The following is an 18408-nucleotide window of genomic DNA, read 5'->3' on the forward strand; positions in this document are numbered from 1 at the left end:
ACTTTGATGCCGATAGGTGGGAGGAGTCCATCCCATTGCCCTACGAGCTGGCTCGATTGCGTGTGGCGATACAGTTTTAAAAGCAGATTGCAGAGAAGGATTGTCCAATGGATGATTGTCGAGCACTCTATCGATATTGTCTCCTTTCGAAGCCAATCTGACGAAATATGAAAAAAAGATCCAATAACGCTGGATGCTATTTCAATGACAAAATCGCCCTTCATGTCTTGATGGCCCGAGCCGAAATCTGTCGCTGTTTCCTCGCCTGCCTGCTGGCATGTGCCGGCATATCATCCCCGCTGGCTGAAGAACCTGCTTGCGAAGAAACCGGTGGGACGCATATCTGGATATCGCCTCTCAACCCCAAAGCCGATCGGCAGGTCAAGATCATGGCCGTGTCTACCGACGGTCCCGTGTCGAGATTGGCCCTGATCAACAGTCAAGGCAGCCGAACACCTCTGCAATCGCGCCGACGTGGCGGCCCGCCCTGGAGCCTAATCGCGGCTTGGGAAGACGGCGGTGAAGGGGATTATCGAGTGGTAGCGGACGACCGGGACGGCAAGCTTGCCGCCTGCCATCCGCTGACGATCGGCGGTCCGGGTAGCCAGGTCGAATCCAAGACGTGGGGGCTGTCCACCGAAGCCTTTTATTCGGCCTGGATCGAAGAACTCTTCGGCGCGCCGCCGGAGGAAAACCTCGGCGTCCCTTCCCTGCAGCCGGTGTTGCGAAACGCCGAACGCAACTTCCTGTACAACCATCTCGGTCTGGACGAAGACCACAGCCTGCCGCTGACGCCTGATTGCGCCGACCTGCCTTACACTTTGCGGGCGTATTTTGCCTGGAAGATCGGCCTGCCGATTGCCTTTCGTGCCTGCGGGCGCGGTTCGGCCAACGCGCCGCCGCGTTGCGGCGCGGCTACCGTCAGGACCGAATTCACACACGGCATCAGTTCACAGGCCGGTTTTCAGAATGTCAGCCGGCAGCTGATGGATGCCGTGCATTCGGGCTCGGCGCGGACCGGCCTTGAGGACGAATCGACCGATCTGTATCCGGTCCCGCTCAGCCGGGAAGCTCTCCGGCCGGGAACGGTCTATGCCGATCCCTACGGCCATGTGCTGGTTCTGGTCGAATGGGTGCCGCAAACGGCGGACCGTCCAGGCATCTTGCTGGCCGTCGATGCCCAACCGGACAACTCGGTCACACGCAAGCGGTTCTGGGAAGGCACCTTCCTGTTCGCCAATACTAAAAGCGCCGGGCCAGGCTTCAAGGCGTTCCGGCCCCTGGTCAAAACGGCAACGGACGGATGGCGGGCGCTCTCCAATGACGAATTGGTCGATCACCCCGGCTTCGCCCCCTTTTCTTTAGAGCAAGAGCGACTTTCCCCCGATGATTTCTACGCTAGGCTAGACAAGCTCGTCAACCTCAAAGGCCTTGAACCCAAGCAGGCTTACGAAGCCACCCTGGACGCCCTGGTGGAGCAAATCGAGACCCGTGTGACCTCGGTGGATAATGGCGAAGCGTATTTCCGTAAGCGCCCCGGCAGCGTCATCCCCATGCCTAACGGTGCGGCGATTTTTCAGACTGTCGGCCCTTGGGAGGATTACTCCACGCCCTCCCGCGACCTGCGCCTCATCATTGCCATCAATATGCTGAACGGCTTTCCCGAAAAGATCGTACGCCACCCCGAATTGTTCGTGATGAACGACAGAAGCCCCCAAGAGGCCAAGACCGAGATCGAGCAATACCACGCAAAGCGCATTCAGGAGCGCAGCATCCGTTATACGCGCACGGACGGCAGCCGGTGGGAGCTTTCCGTGGCCGAAGTGCTGGCACGGAAGCCAGCCTATGAAATGACTTACAATCCGAACGACTGCGCCGAAATGCGTTGGGGCGCGAAGCCGGGCACGGAAGAATATTCCTCCTGTCGCCGTCACGCGCCGACGGAACAACGCGCGAAAATGGAGCAATATCGGATCTGGTTCCGCGAGGCGCGAAGGCCGGCACAATGAAGCAAAGCCCTTAATCGTACCCTAATGGGTCATCGGAAATATAAGATCGTGGATACCGTAAAAGGACGTCTGGGTATACCTCAACCCACGGAAAGTAGTGATCGAAGGTGACGAGTAGAGCAATTACCATGGATCTGGGAGGATGCCAATTATAGAGACAGCAGCAGGATCCACCAGTATTGGGGCTTGAGGAGGGGACAGGCCTGCAATCAATCGGCAAGACACAGAAGCTGAGACTCGCCGGGTCCCTGAAAAAATCCAGGGCATCGACAGGCCGATTGTCCGAAAGCCCATGGCTTCAGGGCCGATTTAATCATTACTCTTTACACATTTTTTACACGCCAATAAATACAATCTGCTCCTCCCTTGAAAATGCTGAGGATTAAAGCCGTTTCGAGGGCGTAACCTTCATTCATCAACCGGAGAGAGCATGTTGTCTTTTGTTGTGGGCCTTCTTGGCTTGACGTCGCTGATATTTCCTGGGCTTAGCTTTGCCGAGTCGGCAACGGAAGCATCGCAACTCTTGCATATCGACTTGACCCGACACTGGGTCGGCTATTTTTCCCTGGCTATTATGGTGGCTGCTTATGTCGCCGCCATGTTCGAAGAAGCGACCGAATTGCGGAAATCCACGCCGATGCTGTTGGCTGCGGCGATGATCTGGTCCGTCATTTTTCTGGCATATCAACAACAAGGCGGCAGCATGCCGGCGGTTGCCGCTTTCAAAAGCAATTTACTGGCTTATATCGAATTGCTGCTGTTCATCATGGTCTCGATGACTTATCTAAATACCATGGAAGACATGGGTATTTTTTATGCCCTGAAAGTCTGGCTGGTCGGTAAAAACCTAAGTTACCGGCAATTGTTCTGGATAACCGGATGGCTGGTATTTCTGGCATCCAGTGTCGTGAATGGTCTGACCGCCGGTCTGCTGATGGGAGCCGTGGTGGTTTCGGTGGGTAAGAACAGCCCACGTTTCGTTTCGCTGGCTTGCTTAAACATAGTCGTTGCCACCAACGCCGGTGGTTCGTTCAGCCCGCTAGGCGGCATATCGACGCTATTTGTCTGGCAACACGGCATGTTGGGCTTTACCCAATTTTTCAAGCTCTTTCTTCCTTGCCTGGTAAACTTTTTACTGCCGGCCGCCGTAATGCACTTCGCCTTGCCGAAAGACCAGCCCTTGGTAGAAAACGAGGAGATTCGTTTGCCGCGCGGCGCTAAGCGAATCATTTCTTTGTTCGGCATCACGATTGCCTTGGCGGTCGGTTTCGATATGGTGCTACACTTACCCGCGGTTGCCGGCATGATGGCGGGATTGACGTTATTACAATTTTTTTATTACTTTCTGCAAAAGTCTTACAAATTCAGCAACCGAAATGAAGAGGAAGTCGCCCAGTTCACTGGCGGCTCTGAATCCAATATCCTCACCGAAGAAACTTATTTCGATATTTTCTTGAAAATCGGCCGACTGGAATGGGATACCTTGCTGTTTTTTTACGGTGCGATGATGGGCATTGGTGGATTAGGGTATATCGGCTATCTTGACGCGGTCTCACAAGTGCTTTACGGACAATTCAGCCCGACCTTGGCGAACATCATGATTGGTTTGTCGTCTGCTTTCGTCGATAATGGCACTTTAATGTTCGCGGTGCTGACCATGCATCCGGATATTCCCCAAGGCCAATGGTTGCTATTGACCCTGACCCTGGGCGTCGGCGGCAGTTTGCTGGCAATCGGCTCGGCGCCCGGTATCGGTCTGCTGGGACAAGCCAAGGGGCTATACACTTTCAGCAGCCATATGAAATGGTGTCCGGTCATCCTGCTGGGTTATTTCGCCAGCATCGGCGTGCATTTTTTGGTCAATTCCGGATCGTTCTGAACAGTCGGCAAACCCAAACGCCGGGAGTTTAAATGTGCAAAACCAACATCGTATAAGCCCGGGTAGCACGGCAGGCTCAGGCGTATTAGCCGAAAAGCAACGACAGTTAGGTTATGTCTGGGGAGTCGCCGCACCCTTAGCCTGCACAATGATCGATTGGCCGCTTCGGTACTGGTTGGGACCGGCCAGTATTTTGATGACCTATTTGCTAGGCGTATTTTTGGTAGCCAGCCGCTACGGCCGCGGCGCATCCATTGTCGCGTCACTGCTCAGCGCGCCGTTATTCGCGTTTTACTTTGCCAGGCCGATTTTTTCGGTTGCGATTCAGGATCTTGAAAACATGATTGGCTTGGCGGTGATGATCGTGGTGGCCAATGTCACCGGCAGCCTTGTTGAAAAATCCAAACTTCAGGCCGCATTAGCCAGGCAACGTGAAATCCGCGCCAGCGCGCTCTATCGTTTGAGCCGTGACCTGGCAGCCGCTCAGGATCACGATGCCGTCGCCCGCATCGCAGTCAAACACCTTCAAGATGAATTCGGCGTCGCTTCGGTTCTATTAAACGTCGACTCCGAGAATCGCTTACAAACCCCATCGAGTTTACCATTGCCGGCTGCTTTAAAAGGCATCGACTTAGCCGAAGCGCAACGCACTTTTGAAAACCGGACGATCAAACAAGAAAACACGATTGAGTATTATCCACTCCAAGGGTCTTGTGCCTGGCAGGGTATCTTGATTATTCAAGCAACCCAGCCATTTCCCTGGCAAGCCTCGGAGCGGGCAGCATTCCTCGATACGTTTTGCCGCTTGATCGCCCAAACCCTGGAACGTTTACAACTCGCCGGCCAAGCCAGAGAGGCGACGCTGCAAGCCGAAACCGAAGCCTTGCGCAATGCGCTATTGAGTTCCATCTCCCACGACTTACGCACCCCATTAACACGGATCATCGGCGCCGCCAGCGCATTGATCGAGAACGATGCCGAGCTTTCCATTGCAGAGCGCCAGGATTGTAACCATATCGTCCTGGAAGAAGCGCAGCGCATGTCGGAACTGACCGGCAAATTACTGGATATGGCCAGACTCAGCAGTGGCGAAATCATACTGCACCGGGACTGGAACGCCATCGAGGAAATCGTCGGCAGCGCCTTGAATCGTCTGGACAAGCACCTAAAGGACAGGCCGGTACGCACCCTGCTGCCGGACAACCTGCCACTGCTGTGGATCGATGCTGTGTTGATTGAGCAAGTGCTGCTAAATCTGATCGAAAACGCCATCAAGTACAGCCCGGCGGGTAGCCCGATCGACATTTGCGGGCAAGCGCAGGACGGATATTGCCGTTTAACCGTGGCGGATTACGGCTTGGGCATTGCCAGAGGCCAGGAAACACAAATTTTCGACAAATTTTACCGTGGCGTCGCCGAATCCGATCAAGGCGGTGTCGGCCTTGGCCTGGCTTTATGCAAAGCGATTATCGAAGCGCACGGCGGCGTCATCCAGGTCAGTAATCGCGCCGGCAAAGGTGCGGAATTTGTCATTAGGTTGCCTCTGCGCGAGCCACCGCTGGTTGCCGAGCCTGAAGCCGGCGCGAGCGTGTCATGACTGCATCACCCTTGATTCTTATCATTGAGGACGACATGCAAACCCGGCGCTTTCTGAAATCCAGCCTGAGTCATCGCAGCTGGCGCACCGTGGAAGCGGACTGCGGCAAAACCGGACTGGCCATGCTGAACAGCGAAAATCCCGATGTGGTGATCCTCGACCTGGGGTTGCCGGACATGGATGGCATCACGGTCACACGGCGCTTACGGCAGTTATCCGATTTACCAATTTTAATTCTGTCTGCACGCAGCCAAGAGCAAAATAAAATCATGGCGCTGGATGCCGGCGCAGACGACTACTTGACCAAACCCTTTGGGAGCGGCGAACTCCATGCTCGATTGCACGCCTTGTTACGCCGAGTCTCCAGAAGTTTCAACGCGATGGAAATCTTTGAAACCGGGCAACTGAAAGTGGATCTGGCCCGGCGCAGGGTTTTCTTATCGAACAATGAAGTACGCATTACCCCGATCGAGTACCGATTGCTCACGATATTGATACGCCATGCGGGCGCGGTTGTCACGCATCGCCAATTATTGCAAGAAGTCTGGGGAGCCGAACATATTCAAGACCAGCATTATTTACGAATCTATATGGGTCAGTTGCGCCATAAGCTGGAAATCAATCCGGCGCGCCCCCGTTATTTGTTGACTGAAGTCGGCGTAGGGTACAGACTTTCGATAAATGAAGAATTTATGCCTCAGGACGGTTCGAACTAGGCACCGCAAATTCAGTACTTGAGACATTATGCCTCTAGCTATACAGTATTCACCGTCCGGCATAACGCTTTTTTCAAAATTACATTTACTCATTCAATTCATCAATTAATCTGCCATGTCATCCTTGAATAAAGAACAGCAGTTGGCGCGGTTAACATTTGGCGCAGTTGGCGTCGTATTTGGCGATATCGGCACCAGCCCCTTATATGCATTAAAAGAAGTATTCCACGGCGGCATACCGATCGATAAATTTCATGTGCTCGGTGTATTATCGCTGATCTTCTGGTCGTTGACGCTGGTCGTCACTACCAAATACGCGATTTTCATCATGCGCGCCGATAATAAGGGCGAAGGAGGCATCATGGCGCTGATGGCTCTTGCCTTGCACGGATCCCGGAATAATCCGAAGAAAATGGCTTTTATCCTCTCGATCGGTCTGCTCGGCGCTTCGCTCTTTTACGGCGACAGCATCATCACGCCGGCCATTTCGGTGCTTAGCGCGGTCGAGGGATTGAAAGTTATCGCTCCTCCATTGGCCGAGTATGTGTTGCCGATCGCCATTACCGTACTGGCCGGACTGTTCATCATCCAGACCAAGGGAACGGGCAATATCGGCAGAATCTTTGCGCCGATCATGTGCTTCTGGTTCGGCGCGCTCGCGGTCATGGGCGTGGCAAATCTGTTACATGAGCCGGGTGTGTTGATGGCGATTAACCCTTATTACGCGGTACATGTGCTGATCGAGTTAGGCTGGAAGGGCTTTTTGATCATGGGCTCGATCGTGCTCGCGATCACCGGCGCCGAAGCGCTGTATGCCGACATGGGGCATTTCGGGCTGAAGCCAATCCGTTTCGCCTGGTTCGGATTTGTGTTTCCGGCACTGTTGCTGAATTATTTCGGACAAGGCGCCTTGCTGATCAGCCATCCCGATGCCATACAAAATCCCTTTTATTTACTCGCCCCGAACTGGGCTCTGTATCCACTGTTGATCCTATCTACCCTGGCGACCGTCATCGCCTCGCAAGCTGTAATCTCGGGGGCGTTTTCGGTGACGCGGCAGGCGATACAATTGGGTTATTGCCCGCGCATGAACATTTTACACACTTCAGATGACGAAAAGGGGCAGGTCTACGTTCCTGCCGTCAACTGGATGTTGATGGTGTCGGTGTTCATCCTGGTGCTGAGTTTTCAGTCATCGTCGGCGCTGGCCTCGGCTTACGGCATCGCCGTAACCGGCACGATGATCGTCGATACCGTGTTGGCTTACATTGTCATCCAGGCGCTCTGGCAATGGAACAAGACGACCAGCATCGCCTTTTTATCGTCATTCCTGGTGATAGACTTTCTGTTTCTTTCATCCAATAGCCTGAAAATCCCGACCGGGGGCTGGCTGCCTCTGGTAGTTGCCACCGTGCTATTTCTGATAATAACGACCTGGATCAAGGGACGCTCGCTGCTCCACGACTACATGGAAGAAAAACATGTGCTATTTGAAGAACTAGACAATGAAATAACGGAAAAGCTCGTAACCGTCGAAGGGACAGCGATTTATCTGGCCAGAACATTGCACGGCGTTCCCCAAGTGCTGCTGCATAACCTCGAACATAATCACGCCCTGCATGAGCAGATCATCGTGCTGACCATCGCCACGAGGGACGAGCCTTTTGTGGACGAAGCGCACCGAGTTAAAATCAGAAAGTTTGGTCAAAACCACGAATTCTATCGTGTGAAACTGTACTACGGCTTCAAGCAAAACGCGGATGTGCGACGAGCGCTGGATTTACTGATACGGGAAGGCGGCCTGGTTTTCGATCCGAAAAAAGTCTCATTTTTCATCGGCAGCGAACGCATCTCTTTCCGTACGAAAAGCCCAATGCCGCCTTGGCGTAGGGGCTTGTTCCGGTTCTTATTCCATAACGCCTCGAGCCCGATTGAGTTTTTCAAAATTCCGGTCGACCGCGTGGTGGAGCTCGGTATTCGTATCGAACTATAGGACTAAACTGCTAGGGGGTAAGGCGGCTGTATAATCAAGCTCTAGTTGATTGACAATGTGCCGCTGTTTCCGATGCCGAAGAAATGAGGCAATCCGCCTTGTTTCAGGACAGGAGCATTATCGTGGCCGCCATAAATCAACCCATTCCCCCGTTGCCCCAACGTATGACCGGCGACATGCGGCCGCCGGCGCGGCGTAGATCGACAAGCGCGTTTCGATGCCTACGCTGCGCCGCAATTTTGCCAGTCGCTTGCGAGAACAAAATGTGGATATTCGGGTGATGCGACCTTGGTATTGTGCATTGCTCCGCGAATTCGCGGATGCGCGCTTCAAACACTTGTATTTTTGCTCCCGTGGCGCGCATGACCGTAGCGGTCCCGTGTAATGCGTGTCCCGTCGCTTTTTGTCTTTGAGTTGGCGATATGGCATGCCACTGAAGCATGGGTATAAATAGTTGAATACAATAAAGACGTTTATTGCAAATCTTCGCTATCCTATCGATAATGCCTCATTCTTTCGGCATCGTCCATGCCCGGATAACTCTCTCGTATTTTTACTATGCAAACGGCGCACAACTCTCACCATCACGGACATTCGCACTCGCATTCACCGTCAAATTACGGCCGTGCATTTGCAATCGGTATCATTCTAAACACAATTTTTATTGCGGTCGAAATTGTTTACGGTTTTATGTCACATTCGCTGGCGTTAGTTGCCGACGCTGGCCACAATCTTGGCGACGTTTTGGGCCTTTTTCTCGCATGGGGCGCAACCGCATTAGGACGCCGCGCAGCGACCGAACGGCACAGTTACGGTTTGCAGCGTTCAACGGTGCTGGCTGCGCTCGCAAATGCTGTGTTCTTACTCGTGGCCGTCGGAGCAATCGTATGGGAAGCCATCCAGCGTTTTTCAATACCTTCATCGATTGCCGCCCAAACAGTCATCTGGGTGGCGATGGCAGGCATCGTCATCAATGCAGGAACGGCAATGATGTTTCTGTCCGGCCGAAAAGGCGATTTGAACATTCGCGGCGCCTTCCTGCACATGGCAGCCGATGCGGTGATCTCCGCCGGCGTTGTCGCAGGCGGCGTCATTATTATGTTCACCGGATGGCAATGGGTCGATCCGGCGCTCAGTCTCTCGCTTTCAGCGGCCATCGTCTATGGTGCGTGGAAATTATTACGCGACTCGCTCAATCTTGCATTGGATGCCGTTCCCGAAGGTATCGATGTGGCAGCGGTACGCGCTTATTTGCTTGGACTGCCTGCGGTAATGGATGCACACCATCTTCATATTTGGGGACTCAGCACTACTGAAGCGGCTCTCACTGTGCACCTCGTGCTTACCGACACCCAATGGAGTAACGAATTGTTGCACGACATTAACCACGAATTACACGAGCGCTTTGGTATTGGTCACGCGACGATTCAGTTCGAGCCCGTCAGTGACGTCGCTTGTTATTCCGAAAATTGTCATTAGCCACAGGAGGATCATCCCGATGTGGCAGTCTATTTTCAGGGTAGCAATAACGTCGGTGGTGGTCGTAACCGTCTCCGAAATCGCCAAGCGCAATACCTTGTGGGCTGCTCTTGTCGCATCGTTGCCGCTCACATCGTTGCTTGCCTTCGTCTGGCTCTATGCCGATACCGCAGACTCCGGACGCATTGCGGCCCTCTCCCTGGACATTTTCTGGCTTGTGCTGCCGTCATTAGCCTTATTTTTGCTGTTACCATTTCTCCTTCGGCTAGGATGGGGTTTTTGGATCAGTTTAGGCATTTCCTGCCTCGTTACGGCCACGCTTTATTTGATAATGATTTGGATAGGCGGACGGTTTGGGAGTCATACCTAGGACCCAAGACTGTCCTAGCGAACAAAGCCGTCAAGCGAAGTAAAACAATGTACCGCTCCCCTACGGCAATGGTCAGCCCGGGGACCCGCCGGCGAAGCGGCGGTCGATCCGGACTAGCCGCGGACCGCGAGTACAGGAGTAAGCGGCGCGCCGACAAAGAGTAATGAAAGCGCCGCATAACTCACTCCGGGTACGATACGCCTGCTTGTTTCATCTAAAAATTCTTTCTCGTCCGTGCTGCCATATTTACAAAAAAACCGGTTCAATCCCTGTCAACGAATGGATATTTTCCGGTCCTCCTGACCTATATTGCCTCAAGTTAAATTAAACCTTAATATCTGCAAGGCGTTATCGCCAGCCTCTTCCCTGAGGACAGGCGATTGTCAGGCTTTTAAGCCAACGCCATGCCATGACACCTAATTAAAAAAGAAAAAATCCATGCGGGTCCTGTGGGTTGCTCGGTCATGGTAAACTTCGGTCTCGAATTAGCACCGTAAGGACATATTCATGCGCATCTTGTTGGTGGAGGATGACCGGGACTTGGCCCGGTTTCTAAAAAAAGACCTGGAAAAAGCGGGTTACGCGGTCGATGTGTCGCACGACGGCGTTGAAGGCGAATATCTCGGCAACGAAGGCGTTTACGAATTGGCGATACTCGATCTTGGCTTACCGCAGCGCAATGGCATTACCATTCTGCAAAACTGGCGTTCGCAAAAAAACCACCTGCCGGTTTTGATCTTGACCGCGCGCGATGCTTGGTACGAAAAGGTTGATGGATTCAAGGCGGGGGCCGACGATTATCTGGCCAAACCATTCCATACCGAGGAACTACTGGCACGAATCAACGCGTTGCTGCACCGCTTCCATCAACTGCCGGGCGGTCATAACCTGCAAGTCGGCGGCTTGACGCTCGATCAGGAACATCAGCAAGTGATTACCGAAAACGGCGAACACATTGATTTAACCGGAGTCGAATTCAAACTGCTGCGATATTTTCTGCTGCATAGAGGTCAAGTGATCAGCAAATCGACGCTAAACGAACAGCTTTACGACTTCGACTCGGACAAGGATAGCAATGTAATCGAGGTTTATGTGAATCATCTGCGCCGCAAACTCGGGAAGGAACGCTTCGAAACACGCCGTGGGCAGGGTTATGTTTTCAAAGAAGAACTGCCGTGAAATCGCTGCAACTGCGGCTGGCGCTTGCGCTATTTATCAGCCTGATTTGCGCGGTCTCGCTGTTATGGTGGCAAACCAAGCTCTCGATCCGGCAACTGGCCGAGGATAATGTCGCCGAGCACCTCGAGCACGATGCGGAAGCCATACTTGCGGCCGTTTATGCCGATAGCCCGTCCACCATTGCCCTGACCGACACCGACATCGAACCGGTCTATACGAAACTTCATTCAGGCCAATACTACTGGATCGCAAACGGCAAACAAATCATCAAATCGCCTTCGTTGGGTGAAGACCATTTGGCCGTACCGATGGTCGCATCGGGAAGCCGGCAGCGCGTTTATTTGACCGGTCCGCAGCAACAGCCGCTACTGATCATGGCCTTCGGCTATCGGAAAGACGGTCGCCCGGTTACAGTCGCGATCGCCGAGGACTTGTCGCCGACCTTCATCTTGATCGATGAATTTCAGCAACGATTTTCGATGATAGCGGCCGTCTTGCTGTTGGTTTTAGTGTTGGTGCAAATCGCCATTTTACGCAAAAGCTTTCACTCGCTGTCCCGCCTGCAAACACAGATCGGAGCGCTGGAACGCGGCGAACGCAGCCAAATCGACACCGATGTGCCGCTAGAAGTCTCCGCCCTGGTCGGCGAATTCAACCGTTTATTGACGGTGCTCGATCAACGCTTGCAGCGCTCGCGTAACGCCCTCGCCGACCTCGCCCACGCGCTCAAGACACCATTGACGGTGCTCCAGCAGTTGCCCCGGGAGGACGCCTTTCGGCAATATCCCGAACTCGGCGAAATGTTGACCTCACAAACCGCCAACATGCAGCGCTTGATGGATCGCGTGCTGAAACGCGCACGCCTGGCGGGCTCCGGCCCGACCGCGGCAAAGTTCGACATGCATCGGGAAATCCCGGCATTGATCCAGGTGCTGAAAAACATGTACCGGAAAAAAAACCTGACCATCCGCTTTACAGCCCCGACTTCCGGGCTGTTATCGATCGACCGCGAGGACATGCTGGAACTGGCCGGCAACCTGCTCGACAACGCCTGTAAATGGGCTAAATCCACGATCAACATTACGCTCGAATACAATCAATCGATACACTTGATCATCGAAGACGATGGGCCGGGCGTCGAAGACGCCGCGATTGAAACATTAATGCAGCGAGGCACCCGGCTGGATGAATCGGTCAGCGGCCATGGTCTGGGTTTATCGATCGCCAAACTGATCGTGGAGCAATACGGCGGGCAACTTGTGCTCAGCCGCTCGAAAGACTTGGGCGGTTTTTGCGCGGAAGCCGTTTTATATACGGCGGATGTAGGACAAGGCAAATAAATCCGCATTTACTGAGATGGTGCCGGCGTTTGGATCGGCTGCTTTTTCCGCCTAAGGAGATACCCAGTAATTAATCGAAAATCCCCCCGGTCGATCCGGATGGCTGTCGCCGGTCAAGTTCGCCAGGGATGCGAAGGCAAATCGGCAAGACCGATGACATCGACCCCGGCTTTGGCTACCTGATGATCGTTTTCCACCGAACTACCGCTTACGCCGATGGCACCGATCAACACACCGTCCTGATCGACAATCGGCACGCCGCCAGGAAAAGTAATCAGCCCTTGATTTGAATGCTCGATGCCATAAAGTGGCCCGCCTGGCTGCGATAATTGGCCTATTTGTCCGGTATTCATGCCAAAGAAACAGGCGGTCTTGGCTTTTTTGATAGCAATATCGATACTGCCGACCCAGGCGCCATTCATTCTGGTAAACGCCTTCAGATCGGCGCCGGAATCAACCACGGCGACACACATTTGTGTACCTAGTTTCTTCGCTTCCGCAATCGCTGCGGCAATTGCGAATTCTGCCTGTTCGTAACTGACGTGCATGGTCTTTCTCCTGATTTCCGCTGTAATGAGAAATTATGACATATCTCGGCAAGATTTTTTATTCCGTTTGAATGATGGCATCGGGTGCTTCCGAGTAATTCGGCGATTCGCCCATTGAAACGTTCGGCCATGCCTTGAGCCCTGGAAGGCGAGGAGGGCATGACACGCGAAAGCAGAAGCGCAGGCAATGCATGCCTACCCCCCTACTGCACATCCAACCGAACCTCTGCGTTGGCAGGATTATCCAGCTCCTCCCAGGGACTTGGAGCCATAATGGCATAGCCTTGGGCATGGTCTAATCCAAGCTTTTTTAATAGGGCAAGGGTCTTGTCGCTGTCCGCGCACTCTCCCACCGTTTCGATGACCATCACATGGGCGATCAGATTAATCGCCTCTGCTATAGTGCGGTTGATGGGATTCTCCTCAAGGCTTTTGATGAACTCCCCATCCATCTTCAAAAAATCCACCGGCATGGTTTTGAGATTGGTAAAGGCGGCGATGCCGCTGCCGAAGTTTTTGATAGAAAAAAGGCAACCCAATCCATTGAGTTTCTCTATCGAAAAGCGGGCCTGGCTTAAATGGGCTAGTGTGGACGCTTCATCGACTTCAAAACACAGCGTCTGAGGAGGTATGCCGTAAGCCTGGAGCAATTCGTGGACGAAGTCGACGAAGCGGTCGTCGATCAGCGAGGCAACCGAGATATTGACCGCATAGATAGGCAGCGCTTCCGGCATTGCTTGCTTGTGCCCCCTGCCTATTTGCGCAATCACCTTGCGTAGCACCCAGCGGTCGATGGCCGGCATCAGATGATGGCGCTCCGCCGCCGGAATGAACGCGCTGGGATCGATCAGGCTGCCATCATCATCCACCAATCGCAGCAAGATTTCATAATGCACGCGTCCCGCCGTATCGGCGAGACGGCAGATCCGCTGGCAATAAAGGCGAAAGCTGTCTTCATCCAAGGCCCGCGTGAGACGCCCCCCCCATTTCCCTTGCGCGCGTTTCTCGGCAAGTTCGTCATCTTGGGGTTTGAAGATATGCACCCGGTTGCGCCCCTTTTCCTTGGCCATGTAGCAAGCCGTATCGGCGGCAACCAGAACGACGGAAATATCGCTGTCGGCGCCGGTCAACGACGCCATCCCGATGCTTGCTCCGACCGAGAAGGCTTTGCCTTCCCAGACGAAACGATAACTCCGTATGCTTTCGCAAAGTTCAGTGGCGATGCGCCAGGCTTGGTCGAGCGAGCAGTGCTCCATCAGCAGAGCGAACTCATCGCCTCCTAAACGCGCCAGGGTGTCGCGCTGACGTAGCTTGGACTTAAGAAATGTCCCCAGTGCGCGTAGCAATTCGTCGCCGGCGGAGTGACCGCAGGTGTCGTTGATAATCTTGAACTGATCGAGGTCGAGGTAACACAGCACATGCTCGGATTGGTCCTCACGAGCGCTTGCCAGCACTCTGGACGCACGCTGTTCGAACTCCGTCCTGTTAAAGAGGCCGGTAAGGGGATCATGACTGGCCAGGAAGTAAAGATTCCGATTCAAGGCGTGCAATTCGGTCACATCGCGGAAGACCAACACCGCGCCGGTGACCTGCCCATCAAGCTGAATCGGGTAGGAGGAGCACTCGACCGGAAAAGATCCGCTGTTTTTGCGCCGGAATATTTCGGTGCTTCGATGCGGGACGCCTTCGCGGAAGGCAGCGTAGACCCCCCATTGTCCTGGCGGAGCAGGCAAACCTTCGGCATCACTGTAATAAATCGTCGCATGGGTGTCTTGCCCCAGGAGTTCCTCCTGAGTGTAGCCCAGCATAGCAAGCGCCGATCGATTGACGAAGGTGCAACGCCCTTCAACATCGATTCCCAGGATGCCATCGCCAGCCGATTCCAGCAACAGTCGGAAGCGCGTCTCACTGGCGCGCAAAGCCGCTTCCGCGTGCCAACGCTCGCATAGCGCCTTATCCAGGTTGGCGTTGGCGGAGTTGAGAATAACGCATTGTTTTTCCAACTGTTCAGTACGCCGCGCCACGAGTTCTTCAAGGCGTCGGCGGTAATAGAACAGTTCCTGTTCTGTTTCCTTGTCCTTAGTAATATCGACAAGAACACCCTGCAGAAACAAGGTCCCACCGGCCTCGTCGTGCACCACATTGGCTTCGTCCAGAAACCAGCGCGCCTGTCCATCGCTCTTGACCAGTCGATATTCGCAACGCAGCGGGATATGGCTCTCGTAAGTTTGGCTATATGCCTCAATCGCTTCTGATCGGTCGTCCGCATGGATCCGCTTGAGCAAGCCCTGAGGCTCGTCGATCCAGACCTCGGGGGGGAAACCCAATTGTTCAATCTGAGGGCTGACATATAACAATTTTCCAAGGCTTTCCAGCGAAGCGATGTAGGTGATAGCGGGAATTTGTTCAACCAGCGTGCGGTATTTGGCCTCGGCCTCCGCCTTTGCATTGATAACCTGCTGTTCGCGAAGGGCACGGAACACTACGGCCGGCAACCATTGCAGGGATTCCCGATCAGAGTCCTTGACCACGTAGTCGCGCGCGCCCAATTTGAGCGCCTCAACCGCAATCATGGCGTGATCCGACACAGTCAGCATGATGACAGGCATCGGCAATTCGCCAGTTTCCTTGGTAAGTTCGGCGAGAAACTCCAGTCCGTTCAAATCCGGCAGATGGTGGTCGAGCAGGATGCAGTCAGGCTGCCGGTCACGGGCGAGTTCAAGACCTTGAACACCGGTTTCGGCCTCGAAGATCACAAACTGGCAGTCCGACTCCTTCGCGAGAATCCGCTTACAAGCCAGGCGGTCGATCTTGTCGTCGTCTACAACCAGCAGGCGAATAATGGGTTGGTTGGTCAAATCGTTCATACGGGCGACTCGCTGATAGTCCAGTAAGCATCGATGGTGCGGATGATCTCGACGAATTGGGGATAGTCCACAGGCTTGCGCATATAACCGGCAACGCCGAGGTTGAAGCTTTCTAACTTGTCTTTTTGCTCATCGGAGGTGGTGAGCACGACAACCGGGATACATTTCAGCTCAGGATCCACCTTGACCGCCTGAAGAAATTCGATGCCATTCATCACGGGCATATTGAGATCCAGCAGAATCAAACAAGGACGCTCCTTCGTCGCATCGCACAGAAAGGCCAGAGCATCCTCGCCGTTTTCCACGTGCTCGAGCCGATTTGTAACATGCAACTCTTTCAGCGCCCGCCGCACGGTCATTGCATCCACCTGATCGTCATCGACAAGGAGGATCGCTTTGCAAGATGTTTTCATCGTTCAATTTCTCCTTTCGGTGTTTTCATGATCGTTTTGGGGAGGGTGAAAAAAAAAGTGCTCCCCTCGCCGGGGACGGACTCGATCATTACCTCTCCGCCACTCTGCTCGACGATCTTCTTGACGATGGCTAGACCCACGCCGGTGCTTTCCAACCGATCGCGCGGATTTAACGTCTGGAACAATTGGAAGATACGCTCGAAATGGCGCGCCTCGATACCGGGGCCGTTATCGGCCACGCTGAATCGCCAGCTTTCGCCTTGGCTGACGCAGCCGATTTCAATCCGTCCCTGGGGTTTATCCAGATAACGAATGGCGTTGGCGATGAGATTCTGCAGCACTTGCTGGATGGCGGTCTTCTCCGCTCTAATTGACGGCAAATCAGGTGCGACCGTGACAACAAGGTGGGCAGGCGGTGCCAGCGAGTCGATCACCTCATGCACAAGCTCGTTGAAATCGATGTCGACGACCGCCTCATGTAACCGTCCGATGCGCGAATATCTCAACACACCGTCGATGAGAGCATTCATGCGATGCACCCGCTGGATGAGGAGGCGAAGGTGTTCCTGGCCTTCGTCATCAAGCCTATCCTGTTGATCGGTAACGATCCAGTTGGCCAGCGAGCCGATGGCCCGCAACGGTGCCTTCAGGTCGTGGGAGACCACATAGGCGAAGTTATTGAGTTCTTCGTTGGCGCTTTCCAGTTCGTGTATCATGCGCGCCTGCTCGGCTTCCAGCCGTTTGCGTTCAGTGATGTTCAAGAAGGTAAGCAAGGTCAGATTCGGCCGATCGAACTTTCCCTCGATCAGGAGGGCTCTGATGAGAACGGTACGGCTGCCGATACCGGGGAAGTCATGTTGCAATTCAAAGGCCTCGACCTTGCGCATTTTCGGGAGATCCTCCGCCAGCAATTGCCGCAAAACCGGAATATCCCATTGCCTTTCGTTCAGTTCAAAGAAGGCCTGTCCTAGCGTTTTCTCTTCCGTAACCTGAAAGATCTGATAGAAAATACGATTGGCGGAAATTACCCGTTCGTCGGCGTCAAGCACCACAAGAGGCTCCTGGATGGTAGCAGCTATGTTCTCGGCGAACTCCCGCGCTGCTGCGAGGGTTTCTTGGCGTCGGGTAATATCATACACAATAGCCAATACTCCCCCGTCTTCGAGCGGGGTAAAGCTCACGTCCGCGGCGAATTCGCTGCCATCATGGCGCAAGCCGACAATTTCGGCCTTAGCGCCCATGGCGCGGCGCGTAGGGTGTGCGGTGTAAGCGGCGCACCTTTCATAAGGCGAAGCCCGCAAGCGCCGCGGGATCAAGTCATCGATGGCAAGACCGGCGAATTCATAACGCGTAAATCCAAACAGGCGCTCGGCAGCGGGATTTGCCAGCACGATATGCCCATCCCGATCGGAGATGAGCATCGCATCCGAGGCGATCTCCAGCAACCAGTCAGCGCTTTTGCCGGCCAGCACATTTTTGATGGATGAGGTCATTCAATTAAAACCTTCAAGTAATCGTAATTAATTTGCAGTTGAAGCCATTGTTTTTATAATTATTAGTGCACGAAAACTGATTAAAAGGATTCTGAAAGTAATGAATATCGAACGCTGTCTTACAGTACCGAGGCATTACTCGTTTACACTGGCAGAGCAGGCCATGAAAGGACACTTAAGGCTTGCTAACCCAGCAATTGAATAGAGAGATGATCTTAGGCGCGCTATAGTTCCATTGGACTGCAACCCTCTTACCATCCTAAACCTTCCAATTCCCCATAAAAGCCGGTCTACCGCACGACATTCACGGTGCCTCCCTCGGCAATCCGGCTTTCCATAATTCCGGATAAGCGATTCTTTGCCTCCCGGCTTTCAAATAAGTTTATCTCTAGTAGATTAGAAAAACATTAAGTGAATAGCAACAAGTTCATTGGCATTTCTTGAGCTCTCTAAGTCATTGATTTGCTATTCACAGGTTGCAAACGAACTTCTCGCGAAGCACTTACCATATGATTAATAGGATTT

The 18408-nt window shown here is 53.6% G+C and carries 13 protein-coding genes; 9 read left to right on the forward strand and 4 right to left on the reverse strand.

From position 1 onward, the window contains the following. Positions 1-167: 167 nt before the first annotated feature. The 9 genes from U2W12_RS10260 (at position 168) to U2W12_RS10300 (ending at position 12562) form a co-directional block, all read left to right on the forward strand. On the forward strand, positions 168-2009 hold the full coding sequence (locus U2W12_RS10260) for a hypothetical protein (protein WP_326500588.1): 1842 nt from the start codon (positions 168-170) through the stop codon (positions 2007-2009). Positions 2010-2439: 430 nt separating this feature from the next. Beyond that, complete coding sequence (gene nhaD, locus U2W12_RS10265) at positions 2440-3888, forward strand: sodium:proton antiporter NhaD (protein ID WP_326500589.1); 1449 nt, start codon at positions 2440-2442, stop codon at positions 3886-3888. A 34-nt stretch (positions 3889-3922) separates the two neighbouring features. Next, positions 3923-5485 (forward strand): ATP-binding protein, encoded by a 1563-nt coding sequence (locus U2W12_RS10270; protein ID WP_326500590.1) that lies wholly within the window; start codon positions 3923-3925, stop codon positions 5483-5485. After that, entirely contained in the window at positions 5482-6201 is a 720-nt protein-coding gene (locus U2W12_RS10275; protein ID WP_326500591.1) for a response regulator, read from the forward strand. Before U2W12_RS10270 ends, U2W12_RS10275 begins: the two co-directional genes overlap by 4 nt. 115 nt (positions 6202-6316) lie before the next feature. Beyond that, positions 6317-8194 carry a potassium transporter Kup gene (locus U2W12_RS10280; RefSeq protein WP_326500592.1) on the forward strand — a complete coding sequence of 626 codons (1878 nt, stop codon included), beginning with the start codon at positions 6317-6319 and terminating at the stop codon, positions 8192-8194. Positions 8195-8752: 558 nt separating this feature from the next. Further along, positions 8753-9673 (forward strand): cation diffusion facilitator family transporter, encoded by a 921-nt coding sequence (locus tag U2W12_RS10285; protein WP_326500593.1) that lies wholly within the window; start codon positions 8753-8755, stop codon positions 9671-9673. Positions 9674-9692: 19 nt separating this feature from the next. Beyond that, a complete protein-coding gene (locus U2W12_RS10290; RefSeq protein WP_326500594.1) occupies positions 9693-10043 on the forward strand; it encodes a DUF3147 family protein in 351 nt (116 codons plus the stop codon). Between the two features lie 507 nt (positions 10044-10550). Beyond that, positions 10551-11222, forward strand: coding sequence for a response regulator transcription factor (locus tag U2W12_RS10295; RefSeq protein WP_326500595.1), 672 nt, complete (start codon positions 10551-10553; stop codon positions 11220-11222). Further along, on the forward strand, positions 11219-12562 hold the full coding sequence (locus tag U2W12_RS10300; protein ID WP_326500596.1) for a sensor histidine kinase: 1344 nt from the start codon (positions 11219-11221) through the stop codon (positions 12560-12562). The genes U2W12_RS10295 and U2W12_RS10300 overlap by 4 nt, the downstream gene beginning before the upstream one ends. A gap of 113 nt (positions 12563-12675) precedes the next feature. Here the strand turns inward: U2W12_RS10300 and U2W12_RS10305 are convergent, their stop codons facing one another. The 4 genes from U2W12_RS10305 to U2W12_RS10320 form a co-directional block, all read right to left on the reverse strand. Next, positions 12676-13110, reverse strand: coding sequence for a heme-binding protein (locus U2W12_RS10305; protein ID WP_326500597.1), 435 nt, complete (start codon positions 13108-13110; stop codon positions 12676-12678). 203 nt (positions 13111-13313) lie between these two features. Continuing rightward, the gene (locus U2W12_RS10310) at positions 13314-15977 is read right to left on the reverse strand and encodes an EAL domain-containing protein (RefSeq protein WP_326500598.1); all 2664 of its coding nucleotides are present in this window, start codon (positions 15975-15977) and stop codon (positions 13314-13316) included. After that, positions 15974-16390, reverse strand: a complete 417-nt coding sequence (locus tag U2W12_RS10315; RefSeq protein WP_326500599.1) for a response regulator — start codon at positions 16388-16390, stop codon at positions 15974-15976. The genes U2W12_RS10310 and U2W12_RS10315 overlap by 4 nt, the downstream gene beginning before the upstream one ends. After that, positions 16387-17883, reverse strand: coding sequence for an ATP-binding protein (locus tag U2W12_RS10320; RefSeq protein WP_326500600.1), 1497 nt, complete (start codon positions 17881-17883; stop codon positions 16387-16389). The genes U2W12_RS10315 and U2W12_RS10320 overlap by 4 nt, the downstream gene beginning before the upstream one ends. Positions 17884-18408 lie beyond the last annotated feature (525 nt).

This window comes from Methylomicrobium sp. Wu6, from assembly GCF_035916875.1.
Taxonomy (GTDB): domain Bacteria; phylum Pseudomonadota; class Gammaproteobacteria; order Methylococcales; family Methylomonadaceae; genus Methylomicrobium.

Coding starts and splice junctions, on each gene's coding strand:
- U2W12_RS10285 (WP_326500593.1), top strand. CDS start 8,753: ATGCAAACGGCGCACAACTCTCACCATCACGGACATTCGCACTCGCAT.
- U2W12_RS10320 (WP_326500600.1), bottom strand. CDS start 17,883: ATGACCTCATCCATCAAAAATGTGCTGGCCGGCAAAAGCGCTGACTGG.
- U2W12_RS10295 (WP_326500595.1), top strand. CDS start 10,551: ATGCGCATCTTGTTGGTGGAGGATGACCGGGACTTGGCCCGGTTTCTA.
- U2W12_RS10280 (WP_326500592.1), top strand. CDS start 6,317: ATGTCATCCTTGAATAAAGAACAGCAGTTGGCGCGGTTAACATTTGGC.
- U2W12_RS10290 (WP_326500594.1), top strand. CDS start 9,693: ATGTGGCAGTCTATTTTCAGGGTAGCAATAACGTCGGTGGTGGTCGTA.
- U2W12_RS10310 (WP_326500598.1), bottom strand. CDS start 15,977: ATGAACGATTTGACCAACCAACCCATTATTCGCCTGCTGGTTGTAGAC.
- U2W12_RS10305 (WP_326500597.1), bottom strand. CDS start 13,110: ATGCACGTCAGTTACGAACAGGCAGAATTCGCAATTGCCGCAGCGATT.
- nhaD (WP_326500589.1), top strand. CDS start 2,440: ATGTTGTCTTTTGTTGTGGGCCTTCTTGGCTTGACGTCGCTGATATTT.
- U2W12_RS10275 (WP_326500591.1), top strand. CDS start 5,482: ATGACTGCATCACCCTTGATTCTTATCATTGAGGACGACATGCAAACC.
- U2W12_RS10260 (WP_326500588.1), top strand. CDS start 168: ATGAAAAAAAGATCCAATAACGCTGGATGCTATTTCAATGACAAAATC.
- U2W12_RS10315 (WP_326500599.1), bottom strand. CDS start 16,390: ATGAAAACATCTTGCAAAGCGATCCTCCTTGTCGATGACGATCAGGTG.